We start from the raw sequence: 13,432 nt of genomic DNA on the forward strand, positions 1-13,432 counted from the left end.
TAAGCAGAATAAGATTTATCCGCTGTGGAAAACCTGTGGATAAGATTCAGAAGTTTTCGTTACTTTTCCACAGACTAATTGATAAGCAGATTTTTGATTTCGCTGATTTCCCGTTGAATCGCAGGATCTTTGTTTAAGAGCTGTTGAATTTTTTCGTGGGCGTGAATCACAGTTGTGTGATCTTTGCCGCCAAATTCAGCGCCGATTTTCGGCAGCGAATTATCCGTTAGCTCACGGGATAAATACATGGCAATCTGGCGAGGCACTACGATACTTTTGACTCGTTTCTTGCCTTTTAAATCTTTGACTTGCACATGGTAGTATTTAGCGACCTCTTCTTGAATATTTTGAATCGTCAGCTGGGCCGAAGTTGTAGTGTTCAATAAGGTTTTCAAAGCTTCAGCTGCTAAACTCGTGGTGATGTCAGAGCTTTTAATAGTAGCATAGGCCTGAACCCGCACCAAAGCCCCCTCCAATTCACGAATATTGGAATCGATTTGACCCGCGATATAACTCAAGGTATCTTCGGGAATTTCTAAACGTTCCCCTTCGGCTTTTTTCCGCAAAATCGCAATCCGCGTTTCTAAATCCGGCGGCGTAATGTCAACGGACAATCCTTGGGCGAAACGGGAGACCAGCCGATCCTGCAATTTAGGAATTTCATTTGGTAGGCGATCGCTACTTAAAACGATTTGCTTTCGTTCATTATGCAAAGCGTTAAAGGTGTGGAAAAATTCCTCCTGCGTCCCTTCTTTATCCGCAAAAAATTGAATATCATCGACTAATAGCAAGTCGACATAGCGATATTCTTGGCGAAATTCCTCAGACTTCCCATTTTTAATTGAATTGATGTAGTCATTGGTGAAGGTTTCACTGCTGACATATTTTACTTTGGCATTAGGATTATTAGCCAACATCTGATGGCCAATGGCGTGCATCAAATGGGTTTTCCCTAAACCAACGCCGCCATAAAAGAAAAGAGGATTGTAATCAGAGGCCGGATCTTCCGCAACGACTAAAGCAGCTGCATGGGCAAACTGATTCCCTTTTCCGATGACAAAGGTGTCAAAGGTATATTTGGGATTGAGGAGGGCTTTATGGGCCGAATTATTGAGGACGTCCTCTGCCACTGGCATTTCAGCAGCCTGTTGTTCCATTAAAGCATCCGGCGTCACAAATTGCGGAATAATTTCCTGACCAGAAAGACTAAAACCGACTTCAATTACTTTTGAAGCCAGTTTGGTTTCCCAATAATTTTTATGTACTTCACTTGGTACTTCAATTGTTAATTGATTATTTTTTAATTCTAAAGGCGTAGCCGACTGAATCCACGTGTCATAGCTGGCAGCATTCATTTTTTGCTGATATTCAGCCTTGAGCCGTTCCCATAATTCATCTAAAGTAACCATTCTTTTCTCCTAATTAAAAAGTGTCGCAAACAGATATGTTTAATTTAGCACGTTTAGCAAAAGTTTTCCACAGAAATCAATTAAAAAAATCAAGACTCTAAAAAGATATCCACAAGGGGGAAAAAGTTAAAAAAGACTGTTCACAACTGTGGCAAAAAAATTATCCACAAAGCAACTTTTCGTGTGCATAATTCGCATTTTACACAAGTCTATCTCAGTCGCGTGTGGATAAGTATCCCTGATGCAACAAGCTTTTTTAGAGTTTTTAACACCCTTTTGAAAACCTGTGGAAAACTTATAAAGAGTCTTTTTACATGTGGATATCTTTTTGGTTAACTAAAATAAAACTTTTTCCACAGAAATTTTTTTCACAGATATCCCCAAGCAATTTTTTCAATCTGTGGATAAACTTTGAAAAAATTTTTTACTTGGAATCAGAAAAGTTGGGGATTTCTAACAAAATTTGATTGACAAAGAACTTTTCTACCTTGTATAATGTCAAGGTATGTCTGTATAGATAGATAGTAGGTATAGTGGAGGTGGATTACAGTGAAAAGAACATACCAACCAAACAAACGTAAACGTCAAAAAGTTCACGGTTTCCGTAAACGTATGAGCACTAAAAACGGCCGTCGCGTCTTAGCAAGCCGTCGTCGTAAGGGCAGAAAAGTTCTTGCAGCCTAAGTCACTGATTATAGTGACTTTTTTTTATGCGCTTTTTTCTCTATTAATAAGCAAAAAAGGAATTTCGATGACAGCATCGAAATTCCTTTTTTTGGTTTAATCTAGCGGCCGTACTTTTTAATCAGGCCGCGGGAAGCATAAATCTGTTGAGCGTAGCTGGGATTTTTACTGATATAGCTGTAAAACAAAATATCCACCAGAAATAATTGCGTGAAAAGTGAATTGGTGGCGGCACTGCGAAAGGCGGTTTCCTTTGGAACAGAGGTGGCCAGCTGGAGGTCACTTAATTTCGCCAGTGAATTAGTGCCAATCTGAGTCAGCGAGATGACGGGTACATGGACTTCTCTAGCAGTCTTAGCTAAATGCAAAATATCCTTGGTTTCGCCAGAATTTGACACCAGCCAAAGAGCAATATTTTTGCGATTGATTAATTGCGGTAACAGGACATGAACGTCCCGCTCAAAAATCATGCTCTTGCCGATGCGAGTCCACTTTTGCTTAATGTCTTCGGCGATGATGCTGGAGGCCCCGACACCAAAAACAAAACAGGTGTCCACCTCCTCTAATTGTTGAACAATAGCCATGATTTTTTTCTCGTCTTGCAGATCATTGGATTCATCAAGGGCCAGCTTGGCATTGTTGAGCATTTTTTTGCTCATTAAATGAAAGGGCTCGCCAAAGGCAATGTCGTCGTAGCCACTGCTAGTTTCAGCGGATTCTTCTGCTAAAATTGCCAATTTAAAATCCGGCAGGCCGTGATAGCCGATTTTTTTGATAAAGCGAATGACTGTGGCGGCACTGACTTCAGCAGCATCGCCAATTTCACTGGCGGTCATTTTAGGAATTTCAAAAATATTCTCGGTCAAAAAGTCAGCAATCTTTTTTTCTACCTTCGTATACTGCTCCTTCATCACATCAATTCGAGCGATTATTTTCATAAAAATCCTTCTTTCTTGAAATGCCATTTCATAAATTTAATTAAATTATTGATTTTTTATTTCTTTTCAATTATTATTATAGCAAATGAAAACACATTCAAAAAGAGGAGAGGCCAGAAAGATGCAAGAAAATTTGAGTCAGCTCTCGACGGAAAAAAGCAATCCCGAAAGCGCAGCTCTTGATTCCTTAACCGTGGAGCAGGCATTGGCGCTGATGAATCACGAGGATCAAAAAGTTGCGCCGGTTATTCAAAAACATTTAGCAGAAATTACACCATTAGTTGAAAAAGTGATTGCGACTTTTAAAGCTGGCGGCCGTTTAATTTATATGGGGGCTGGTACCAGCGGCCGTTTAGGTGTTTTGGACGCAGCCGAATGCGTCCCGACCTTTGGCGTTGAGCCGACGATGGTTGTCGGCTTGTTAGCCGGTGGAGAAAAAGCGATGATTACCGCCGTCGAAGGCGCTGAGGATTCCCCTGAACAAGGTGCAGCAGATTTAAAAAACATTCAACTTAAGAAAAATGATTTTGTTTTAGGAATTGCTGCCAGTGGCCGTACGCCTTACGTGATTGGCGGCCTGCAATATGCCAAAGAAATTGGTGCTGCTACCGGCAGCTTGGCTTGCAATTTGCAGGCCAAAATCAGTGAGGCTGCCGATTTTCCCATTGAAGTGGACTTTGGTCCTGAGGTGTTGACCGGCTCTACTCGCTTAAAAGCCGCCACCGGTCAAAAATTGATTTTAAATATGATTTCAACGATTAGCATGGTGGGCATCGGCAAGGTTTATAAAAATTTGATGGTGGATGTTAAACCCACCAATGAAAAATTAAAAAATCGGGCCCGCCGCATTATTATGGCGGCTACGGATGTCGATTTTGAAACAGCAGATCAAGCTTATCTAGCAGCAAATCGCAATGTTAAAGTCGCGATTATTACCTTATTAACTGGTTTAGACGTGGCAACCGCCGCCGCTCATTTAAAAACGGCTGACGGCTATGTCAAGGAAGCTTTAAAACTGTAAAAAAGAGGAGGGGGGACCTATGCTAGCCATTGGTTTAATGTCCGGCACTAGCTTAGATGGTGTTGATGCTGCATTGGTGGAAATTCACGGTGCTGGTCTGACAACGAAAGTCCAGCTGCTTGATTTTTTGACGCTGCCACTGACGGAAGTAGCAAAAGCGCAAATTAAACTAGCCTGCGACCCACTTGCTTCGACAACACCTCTAGTCAGCCAGCTAAATTTTAAATTAGGGGAGATTTTTCTAGAGGCCTGTCAAAAACTGATTGAAAAAAATCAGCTCAGCAATCAAGCTATTGATTTTGTCGCCAGTCATGGGCAGACGATTTGGCATCAGCCGCAAAAAACGGTGGGCAATACCCCCAACACATTGCAAATCGGTGAAGCTTCCGTGATTGCTTATGGCTTGCAGACGACGGTTGTTTCAGATTTTCGGGTGATGGATGTGGCGGCTGGTGGAGAAGGGGCGCCATTAGTTCCTTATTCTGAGTATTTGCTGTATCACAATACCCAGCAAACCCGCCTGCTGCAAAATATCGGCGGCATCGGCAATGTCACCGTCATTCCCAAGGAAAATGATTTTTCAAAAATTAGCGCCTTTGACACCGGCCCGGGCAATATGATGATTGATGAGGCGATGGGGCAATTATTTCAAAAGGCCTTTGATGAATCAGGCCAGACAGCCGCTAGCGGTGAAATAATTCCTGCCTTGCAAAAGGAATTACGCAATCATCCTTATCTTAACGAGCTACCCCCCAAAACTACTGGGCGGGAGGTCTTTGGCAAATTTTTTGTCGAGGAACTTTTAGGCCGCTATGTAGCAGAAAAACCAGCCGACATTATTAGAACGTTGACGGACTTCACGGCCTTTTCCATTGCGGATAGTTATCAAAAATTTATTCTGCCGCAAACGGGTCCAGATGTTGAAGTGATTATCGGTGGCGGTGGCGCCTACAACCAATTTTTATTGGCTTGTCTGCAGACTTATCTGCCAGATATTTCTGTTAAAACCCAAGAATCACTAGGCTTTTCCAGTGAAGCTAAAGAAGCGATTGCCTTTGCAGTTTTAGGCAATGAAACGTTGCAGGGCAATCCTAGCAACGTGCCTTCAGCGACCAATGCTATACGGCCAGTGATTCTCGGCAAAATAATTTACAGTCCATTTTGATTGTGACAGGTCTAAGCGACTAGCTGGCTTGAAGCAATTTTTAGGAAATATATTTTAGGAGGAAGAAAAAATGTTAGAAAAGTTTACCAATTTTGTTGAACTGCATTTAGGTGGTCCAATGGAAAAGCTAGCGAATCAACGACATTTGCGTGCGATTCGTGATGGGATCATTGCTACTTTGCCATTAATTATTGTTAGTTCTTTTTTCATGATCTTAGCCTTTCCGCCATTGCCGCAAGACTGGGGCATCTACAAGTTCTTGTCTGAAAATGCTGCAACGATTCTCTTACCATACCGCATGACGATGTACATCATGAGTTTGTATGCGGCCTTTGGGATTGGCCACAGCTTGTCGAAGTCTTATAAATTAGACGGCTTGTCTGGTGGGATTTTAGCAACGATTGCCTTTCTATTAACCTTTACACCTGTAAATATTCCCGCAGAAGCGGCCGATGCAGCTGGCGCAGTTGGTTTTGTTTTACCGATGGCCAACTTAGGCGGTTCAGGAATGTTTGTGGCAATTATTACGTCAATTTTAGCGGTTGAAGTTTATCGCTTAACTGACAAATCAAAATTCAAAATTACCATGCCGGAGCAAGTACCACCGGCAGTTGCCCGTTCCTTTGAAGCATTGACGCCTACTTTGGTAATTATTTTAGGTATGGGCATCATCACTTATTACATTGGCTTTGACTGGCATTCATTTATTTCCACTTTAGTGAGTCCTTTAGTGAAGGCCGCTGACTCATTACCAAGTGTCCTGTTGATTACCTTCTTGACAACCTTCTTCTGGTCCTTTGGGATTCATGGAATGTCAATTATCGGCTCATTGGCTCGACCTTTATGGCTGCAGCTTTTAGAAGGCAATACCACAGCTTTAGCCAATGGCGATGTGTTGCCAAATATTGCCGCAGAACCTTTTTACCAATGGTTTATCTGGATTGGTGGTGCTGGTTCAACAATTGGTTTGGCTATTTTACTAGCCTTCCGCACCAAATCACAATACGGTTCAAAATTAGGGAAGACGGCTTTAATTCCAGCAATTTTCAATATCAATGAACCCTTAATTTTCGGAACCCCAATCGTTTTAAATCCGATTTTAATTCCGCCATTTATCTTAGCGCCTTTAGTAAATGGTACGATTGCTTGGATTGTAACTTCTCTTGGCTGGGTCAGCCGGGTTACCGTCACTGCACCGTGGACACTGCCTGGGCCAATTGGTGCCTACTTGGCAACCGGTGGTGACTGGCGCGCAATTGTTTTAAACGTTGTCTTGATTATTTTATCCATTTTGATTTATTATCCATTTGTTAGAGTGTATGATAAAAATGAATTGGATAAAGAACACAAGTCAGAAACAGTTACTGAATAAGCTAAAGCGGCTGGGTCGATGCAGGGTGCATAGTCCAGCTGCTTTTTTTAAAGAGGTGGAAAAATGTCTTATGTGATTGGAATGGATTGCGGCGGCACCAAGACCAAATTAGTTGCCTATCGAGCCGGAGTGCCTTTTTATTCCCTGACCGGCGGACCGGGAAATATTATTTTGCAGCCGGCAGCCACGCAGGAAGAAATCAAAGGGCTTTTGAAACAGGCCTTGGAGGAAATCACGGGCGAATTAGTTGGCGTGGTCATCGGCATTGCTGGTTTGGCGACGTATGGTAGACAAGAGGCAGTCAAGGACTATTTATTGCAGGAGCTGCCGCTACCTCCTGCAAAAATGAAGCTGATGAGTGATGCGCAATTAGCATTATTGGCAAATTTCAAAGGTGCTGACGGCATTTCTGTGATTGCCGGCACTGGTTCGGTTGTCTATGGCTATTTAGCAGGTAAATTTTATCGGGTTGGCGGCTGGGGTCATCTGTTTGGCGACCAAGGGAGTGCCTATTGGATTGCCAAACAATTGTATCTTGAGTTGACCGCTCAGCTGGATCAAAATTTGCCGCTAAAAGCTTATCATCAGCTTTTTTTAGATTACCTGGAAGTCGCAACGGCACCACAGGCAATTGCAGAAAGTTATTCATTTTCCAAGGATCAATTTGCTCAAGCCACGCTCTTTTTGGCGACTTTAACTGAGCAGTACTCGGAAATTCAGCAAATTTTTTATCGAGCTGGCCAAAGTTTGGCCCAGCAAACCCGTCAGCTTTTAAAAAATGCTGACTATCAACACGAGCAGCTTGCCATTAGTTTCAGCGGCAGTGTGCTGACGAAAAATCCCGTGGTTGCCACAGCTTATCTGGCTGATTTGCAGCAGGATTTTGTTGTGGAACAAAATCCAACCGGGACCGATCCGACAAGAGCGGCCTTGGTTTTATTTAAAAATTAAAGAAGATTGCGGCGGCTGACTAGCATTTTAGCGGTCGCCGCTTTTTTATTGTCTGCGGCGACGGTTAAAGTCCGCGGGCAACTTTGATAAGTTTTTAGCTTCAGCTTTTAAAAAATGCTGAAGCTACCTCTTGAATATGTTATTATTGTGAAGTGAATGCAAGAAAGAAACGAAGGAAATTAAATGAAGAAGGCTTATCGAGTTAAACGTGAAAGTGACTTTCAAAAAGTTTTTAAACAGGGGCAGTCTTGTGCCAACCGTAAGTTTGTCATCTATACCCTTGATAAACCTGAAAATCAACATTTTAGAGTTGGTCTTTCTGTCGGGAAAAAAATTGGCAATGCGGTGACCCGCAACCGAGTGAAACGCCAAATTCGGGCGGCAATTTATCAGCTGAAGGATCAGTTAAAGCCTCAGCAGGATTTTATCGTGATTGCCAGACCGGCTGTCAAAGATCTCCCCATGGCAGAAATCCAAACCAATTTGCTCCATGTTTTAAAACTTGCAAATTTAATAGAAGCAAAGGAGAAATAATAATTTGAAGAAGAAGCATCGACGTCTCTTACTTTCGCTGGCTTTGGTCGGCTTAGTAATCGTCTTATCAGCCTGTGGCGCAACTGGTGAGGTTAATTCCAGCAGCACCGGCGTCTGGGACCGTTTTATCGTCTACAATTTTGCCCGGGCGATTCAAGCTCTGTCCTTTGGCAATATCGGGGTCGGAATTATTTTATTCACGATGGTCATTCGGATCATCCTCTTGCCGCTCATGCATTTCCAAACGAAGAATATGCGCAAGACCCAAGAATTGCAGCCGAAATTAAAAGAGCTGCAGCAAAAATATTCCTCAAGAGATCCTGAAACGCAAAATAAAATGCGGGAAGAACAGCAAAAACTTTACGCAGAAAATAATGTTAATCCTTACATGGGTTGTTTGCCATTACTAGTGCAAATGCCGATTTTAATGGCTTTGTGGCAATCCATTTCGCGAGTTCCAGAATTGAGCCAAGGAACTTTCTTATGGTTGAATTTAGGGGAACGGGACCCTTACTTTATTTTACCGGTCCTAGCGGCAATCTTCACCTTTGCCAGCACCTATTTATCTAGCATGAGCCAATTGGAATCCAACATGTCATTAAAGATTATGAACTTTGCAATGCCTGTGATGATTTTAGTCATGGGGGTTAACTTGGCCAGCGGGTTATCCTTATACTGGGTGATTTCCAATGCCTTCCAAGTTGGACAAACTTTATTAATTAACAATCCATTTAAAATTCGGGCAGAGCGGGCAGCAGAAGCTCAAAAAGTTAAAGATCGTCAACGGGCCCTTGAAAAAGCCCGCAATCCGAAGAAAAAACGGAGAAAATAAAGGAGCGAAGAAGCATGGCAGTTTTTGAAGGAAAGACAGTCGAAGAAGCAATCGAGAGCGGCTTACAGCAACTAGGCATTTCCAAAAAAGATGCAAAGATTACGATTATCGAAGAATCTAAAAAAGGCTTTCTCGGTTTAGGTAAAAAAATGGCGCAGGTGGATATTTCACCGAAGGAGCCAGTTGTTGAAGAGGTTATGACCGAAACTGTAACGGAAACCGCCGATCCAGAAGCAGTTGCAGTGATGGAAACGGAAATATTTGAGGCGGAACCGCAGGCAGCTGAAGAAGTTTCAGCACCGCAGCTGAAGGTTTTTGAAAACTTAAGTGATGACGAAGCTTTGACTGAATTAGCGTTATACATGACGAATATTTCGCAGGAATTAGGCGTGCCGGCCTTAGTAAAAATTTCCCGCAAAGCCGATGTGGTAACATTAAATCTCGAAAGCGACAAGCAGGGGATTTTAATCGGCAAGCACGGCAAAACTTTGAACGCTTTACAATACTTGGCCCAAGTCTTTATCCATCGGGCAGCGGCTAATAAATTATCTGTAGTCATTAATGTGGGGGATTATCGGGAAAAACGTCAGGCTATTTTAGAAAAATTAGCCAAGCGAACAGCCGATAAAGTTAAACAAACTGGTCAGGCGGTCTTTTTAGAACCGATGCCCGCTTACGAAAGAAAACAAATTCACTCTGTTTTGAGTCAGGATGAATACATCAAGACTCATTCTGAAGGGGAAGAGCCTTATCGTTACTTGGTTGTCGAACCCGCCAAAAAATACTTTTAATTTTTAGTTTACTGGCAAATGTGATTGACAAAGCCTGTGAAACAAAGTATATTTTACTAGAAATCATTCTTATCAAAGTAGTATACGACGCTGAAGTAATCATACTTTGATATTAAAAAAGCCCCCGGGAGACTGGGGGCTTTTTTGTGTTTAGAATTATTTTTTGCAGAGGAAGCTTCCGCAAGCTACATTTTCCTTTATAATGAAGTAAACGCTACTTAGTAAATCAGTAACTTAGTCAGGCTAAAGGAGAGTCGTCGATGAAAGTTGAAATCAAACACTTATCTGATCAGCAGCAGGAGGAGTCGGCTCTCTTGGAAATTTTTGAGCTGACGGCCAATATTGAAACGGCCGTTACGCTACTGCAAGAAGATGATTTTTTATTTGAGGCAAAAAATATCGAAACAGAAGCCTTCGTGAAATTAAAATTTTCCCAGCTTGTCTATGCGGAGTATTTGGAACGGAATATCTTTTTATATACAGCTGAGGCTGGCTATTCGATGCGGCTGTCTTTAAGTAATTTTCTCAAGCAGCTGCCGCAAAATTTTGTACAGATTTCTAAGAGTGTTGTCGTCAATTTATACGGTATTCAAAACTTTTCAGCAACCGGCAGCGGCAATCTGATTATCACCGTGACAACTGGTGAAAAGCTGGTGGTCAACCGCCGCTATGTTAAAAATTTAAAGGAATTATTGCACAGTCAGTCATAAAAAAGCCGGATGTGCAGCGGAAAAAACCGGATGTGTCTGAGGCTCTTCTTTTCTTTTAAAATCCCTTCTATACTAAAAGTGACCAAAGAACTAGTCACTAAAATGAAGGAGGAAAAGAAAATGATTGCTTTAGAAATGTTAGGAATGATTGTCCTCAATACACCGTTGTGGGCGTGGCTTTTATTATTATTTTTTATTAAGAAAGGTTTGGCTGCTAGAAAAGATCGCCCCGTCTCATTGAAAAATTCCATCTTGATGCCAGCAATTTTTATGCTGCTGGGACTGCAACAAATCATCATGGATTTTCGCTATTCAAAAGAAGCTCTACTGGTTTACTTAGGGATGCTGCTAGTTGGTTTAGCGGTCGGCTCCCTTTTATATGGAGCCACACAGAAATTTTATTGCCAAGCAGGTCAGCTGATGAAAAAAGGCAGCAATGTTCCGATGATTGTCAGCCTCTTAAATTATCTGGTGCGCTACGGTTTAACCGCAGCTAAAAGTGTTGATCCCGGACTTTTAAATCTGCTCGTTTTCAATATCGCCTCGGCAATGATTTCTGGTTTTACAGTCGGATTATTTATCGGCGGCATTTTAAATACGTTGAAGCATAAAAACTTACTGGAGGAAAAACATGAAATGGCATAAACGCATTATCGGCGGTCTTGAGCTGGGCTCATTTGTCTATCTGCTGCTTTGTCTTTTGGGAGATGGCGTTCTGGTCAGTCCAAAGACCGTCCTGATGGTCTTTGCCATTTCGGCTTTTGTCGGGCTGACAACGGTACTCTTTGATTTGGAAAAATTAAATTTCCTGCAGGCTTTAATTATCCATTATCTGTTAGTCAGTGCTTTTGTGATTGCCAGCTTTGCAATCTTTTACCGCATCGAAAGTTTACTGCAATTTTGGCTGAATCTGACAGGAATTTATCTGATTTCTTATCTAGTGATGATGGTCAAAACCAAACTGACCGCCCGCCAGCTGAATGAACAGCTAACGCAGCTTAAAAAAAATCAATAAAAAAATGAAGGCCGTTTTGCCAGCAATCCAAAATTTTCCAGATTGCTGCTAAACCTGCCTTCATTTTTTTAGCCGATGGTACTTTGAATAAATTGCACGACGGTCCCATAAGCCAAGACATCAATTTTATCTTGATGGCGATGATAATCAAAGTGACAATTGATAACTGCATCTGCTCCGTAGCTTAGGGCCTGTTGTTTTAAATCATTTTTTAAGGGAGTTAAAATAGCGTTTAAATCCGTTTCCGGGGCGAACAAGTTAGTGCTTGTTTCCGTTCCGCAAAAAATAATATCCCGCACGATGTATTTCCGGTCGACGTCGCCAGTGGACAGTACAATTTCTTCCAGGCGGTCAAAGTTTTCTTCAGTTGTCATAATGCATCATCCTCTCCTTCTAATTTTACCTAAGGGCAGGCGAGGCGTAAAGGAAAAGGTAAGAAAGGCAGAACTTTGTTGAAAATTTAGCCATTCTGTGATAATCTATTGCCAGTCAAATAAACAAGCAGTCAAAGTGCTTAATCCATTTCGTTTTTTCAAGGGGTGGAGTAGGCACTTTTTTGTGTCCAAAAATAATTAGGAGGCCCAATTCATGGCGAATATTACCTTAGAATTTGATACGATTGCCGCAATTTCAACCCCACCAGGCGAAGGGGCAATCAGCATTGTCCGTCTGAGCGGAGATCAAGCGATTGCGATTGCCGATCGGGTGTTTAAAGCCAACCAGACGTTGGCACAAGCCAACAGTCATACGATTCATTATGGTCATATCTATGACTCGACATCCGGAGATTTATTGGATGAGGTGATGGTATCGGTGATGCGGGCGCCTAAAACGTTTACTAGAGAAGATGTCATTGAGATAAATTGCCACGGCGGCATCTTAGTCACCAATCAAATGCTGCAGCTTTTATTACGAGAAGGCGCACGGCTAGCAGAACCCGGCGAATTCACGAAGCGGGCCTTTTTAAATGGCCGCGTGGATTTATCTCAGGCCGAGGCCGTGATGGATTTGATTCGGGCGAAGACCGATAAGGCGATGAGTGTCGCCATCAACCAATTGGACGGCAATTTAACCAAATTAATCCGCAGCCTGCGACAAGAAATTTTGGAAACCTTGGCACAAGTTGAAGTCAATATTGATTATCCGGAATACGACGATGTTGAGGAATTGACCACAAAATTATTATTGGAAAAAGCTTATTTTGTTCAAGAGCAGATTAATGCTTTGCTCTTGACCGCTAAGCAGGGCAAAATTTTGCGGGAAGGCCTCAGCACGGTGATTATCGGCCGGCCGAATGTCGGCAAATCTAGTTTGCTGAATCACCTTTTGCATGAGGAAAAAGCGATTGTCACCGATATTGCCGGCACTACTCGGGATGTCATTGAAGAGTATGTCAATGTCCGCGGCGTGCCGTTGAAATTAATCGACACAGCTGGTATTCGGGAAACCGAAGATATCGTGGAACGCATCGGCGTTGAACGCAGCCGCAAAGCCTTAGCGGAATCAGATTTAATTTTATTAGTTTTAAATCAAAGCGAAGCCTTAACTAAAGAAGACCGTGACTTGTTGGCAGCAACCCAAGGCTTGAAACGAATTTTATTATTGAACAAAAATGATTTAGCCAATCAATTAGACTTGGCCGAGTTAAGCGAGCTGGCTACTGGCGATCCGATTTTTTCAGTCTCCGTTTTAAATAATGAAGGGCTGGCGCCATTAGAAGAAGCGATTGCCGATTTATTCTTCGGCGGCAATGTCGGGGAAAAAGATGCGACTTACGTTTCTAATACTCGCCATATTGCCTTATTAGATCGAGCCAATCAATCTCTAACAGAAGTTATCAGCGGCATTGAAGCCGGCATGCCGGTGGATTTAGTCCAAATCGACATGACCCGCTGCTGGGATTATTTAGGGGAAATCGTCGGCGACAGCGTCCAAGATGAATTAATCACCCAATTATTCAGTCAATTTTGTTTAGGAAAATAATCAGCAGTTTTATGGAGGAATTTAAAC

Annotated in this window: 15 protein-coding genes; 12 read left to right on the forward strand and 3 right to left on the reverse strand. The window is 42.3% G+C overall.

Going from position 1 to position 13,432, the window contains the following annotated elements; genetic code table 11:
- Positions 1 to 74 precede the first annotated feature (74 nt).
- On the reverse strand, positions 75 to 1,409 hold the full coding sequence (gene dnaA, locus ACYSNU_RS04760; RefSeq protein ID WP_461736053.1) for a chromosomal replication initiator protein DnaA: 1,335 nt from the start codon (positions 1,407 to 1,409) through the stop codon (positions 75 to 77).
- A 549-nt stretch (positions 1,410 to 1,958) separates the two neighbouring features.
- Between dnaA and rpmH the strand changes: the two genes are divergently transcribed.
- A complete protein-coding gene (gene rpmH, locus ACYSNU_RS04765) occupies positions 1,959 to 2,093 on the forward strand; it encodes a 50S ribosomal protein L34 (RefSeq protein ID WP_006703104.1) in 135 nt (44 codons plus the stop codon).
- Positions 2,094 to 2,194: 101 nt separating this feature from the next.
- Here the strand turns inward: rpmH and ACYSNU_RS04770 are convergent, their stop codons facing one another.
- A complete protein-coding gene (locus ACYSNU_RS04770; protein ID WP_461736054.1) occupies positions 2,195 to 3,031 on the reverse strand; it encodes a MurR/RpiR family transcriptional regulator in 837 nt (278 codons plus the stop codon).
- 121 nt (positions 3,032 to 3,152) lie between these two features.
- On the opposite strand from ACYSNU_RS04770, the gene murQ reads away from it, so the two are divergent.
- The 10 genes from murQ (at position 3,153) to ACYSNU_RS04820 (ending at position 11,422) form a co-directional block, all read left to right on the forward strand.
- Positions 3,153 to 4,052, forward strand: coding sequence for an N-acetylmuramic acid 6-phosphate etherase (gene murQ / locus ACYSNU_RS04775; protein ID WP_461736055.1), 900 nt, complete (start codon positions 3,153 to 3,155; stop codon positions 4,050 to 4,052).
- Between the two features lie 19 nt (positions 4,053 to 4,071).
- Entirely contained in the window at positions 4,072 to 5,217 is a 1,146-nt protein-coding gene (gene anmK / locus ACYSNU_RS04780) for an anhydro-N-acetylmuramic acid kinase AnmK (protein ID WP_461736056.1), read from the forward strand.
- 70 nt (positions 5,218 to 5,287) lie between these two features.
- A complete protein-coding gene (locus ACYSNU_RS04785; RefSeq protein WP_461736057.1) occupies positions 5,288 to 6,589 on the forward strand; it encodes a PTS sugar transporter subunit IIC in 1,302 nt (433 codons plus the stop codon).
- 63 nt (positions 6,590 to 6,652) lie between these two features.
- Positions 6,653 to 7,540, forward strand: a complete 888-nt coding sequence (locus tag ACYSNU_RS04790) for a BadF/BadG/BcrA/BcrD ATPase family protein (protein ID WP_461736058.1) — start codon at positions 6,653 to 6,655, stop codon at positions 7,538 to 7,540.
- A 183-nt stretch (positions 7,541 to 7,723) separates the two neighbouring features.
- Complete coding sequence (rnpA, locus tag ACYSNU_RS04795; RefSeq protein ID WP_461736059.1) at positions 7,724 to 8,074, forward strand: ribonuclease P protein component; 351 nt, start codon at positions 7,724 to 7,726, stop codon at positions 8,072 to 8,074.
- A gap of 4 nt (positions 8,075 to 8,078) precedes the next feature.
- Positions 8,079 to 8,906: a membrane protein insertase YidC gene (locus ACYSNU_RS04800; RefSeq protein WP_265459440.1), complete on the forward strand. Its 828-nt coding sequence runs from the start codon at positions 8,079 to 8,081 to the stop codon at positions 8,904 to 8,906.
- Positions 8,907 to 8,920: 14 nt separating this feature from the next.
- On the forward strand, positions 8,921 to 9,697 hold the full coding sequence (gene jag / locus ACYSNU_RS04805; protein ID WP_461736060.1) for an RNA-binding cell elongation regulator Jag/EloR: 777 nt from the start codon (positions 8,921 to 8,923) through the stop codon (positions 9,695 to 9,697).
- Positions 9,698 to 9,957: 260 nt separating this feature from the next.
- Positions 9,958 to 10,407 carry a LytTR family DNA-binding domain-containing protein gene (locus ACYSNU_RS04810; protein WP_265459442.1) on the forward strand — a complete coding sequence of 150 codons (450 nt, stop codon included), beginning with the start codon at positions 9,958 to 9,960 and terminating at the stop codon, positions 10,405 to 10,407.
- A gap of 120 nt (positions 10,408 to 10,527) precedes the next feature.
- The gene (locus tag ACYSNU_RS04815) at positions 10,528 to 11,052 is read left to right on the forward strand and encodes a CcdC protein domain-containing protein (RefSeq protein ID WP_461736061.1); all 525 of its coding nucleotides are present in this window, start codon (positions 10,528 to 10,530) and stop codon (positions 11,050 to 11,052) included.
- Positions 11,039 to 11,422, forward strand: coding sequence for a DUF3021 family protein (locus ACYSNU_RS04820; protein ID WP_461736062.1), 384 nt, complete (start codon positions 11,039 to 11,041; stop codon positions 11,420 to 11,422). The genes ACYSNU_RS04815 and ACYSNU_RS04820 overlap by 14 nt, the downstream gene beginning before the upstream one ends.
- Positions 11,423 to 11,490: 68 nt before the next feature.
- On the opposite strand, the gene ACYSNU_RS04825 is transcribed toward ACYSNU_RS04820, so the two are convergent.
- Entirely contained in the window at positions 11,491 to 11,796 is a 306-nt protein-coding gene (locus ACYSNU_RS04825) for a heavy metal-binding domain-containing protein (RefSeq protein ID WP_265459445.1), read from the reverse strand.
- Positions 11,797 to 12,010: 214 nt separating this feature from the next.
- Here ACYSNU_RS04825 and mnmE point away from each other — a divergent pair, with 214 nt between their 5' ends.
- The gene (gene mnmE, locus ACYSNU_RS04830; protein WP_461736063.1) at positions 12,011 to 13,405 is read left to right on the forward strand and encodes a tRNA uridine-5-carboxymethylaminomethyl(34) synthesis GTPase MnmE; all 1,395 of its coding nucleotides are present in this window, start codon (positions 12,011 to 12,013) and stop codon (positions 13,403 to 13,405) included.
- The last annotated feature ends 27 nt before the right edge of the window (positions 13,406 to 13,432 follow it).

This window comes from Enterococcus sp. LJL120, from assembly GCF_054871765.1.